The following is a 241-nucleotide window of genomic DNA, read 5'->3' as shown; positions in this document are numbered from 1 at the left end:
ACCAAGGGCCGTTCAACAGCAGCAATTTGAGTATGCTTATTTATTTGGTGCGGTCTGTATCAATACAGGTCAAACCGAAGCATTGGTGATGCCTTTCAGTAACAGTGAAGTGATGAAGGCGCATTTACGCTTAATTTCAGATGCAACCCCGAAGGGAAAACATGCTGTCGTAATAATGGATCGAGCTAGTTGGCATCAATCGTATTTAGCGGAAGAGTTTACTAATCTAACTATTATTCAC

At 41.5% G+C, this 241-nt stretch carries 1 protein-coding gene; it reads left to right on the top strand.

Annotated elements, in window-relative coordinates; translation table 11 throughout:
• On the top strand, positions 1-241 hold a 241-nt coding region (locus tag AAEZ09_RS29060; RefSeq protein ID WP_350601781.1), incomplete at both ends, for a transposase.

Source organism: Pseudomonas sp. 65/3-MNA-CIBAN-0223 (genome assembly GCF_040310425.1).
GTDB classification, from domain to species: domain Bacteria; phylum Pseudomonadota; class Gammaproteobacteria; order Pseudomonadales; family Pseudomonadaceae; genus Aquipseudomonas; species Aquipseudomonas gregormendelii.
Note: the sequence above shows the minus strand (reverse complement) of the source record. Positions and strands in the feature narration are given on the sequence as shown.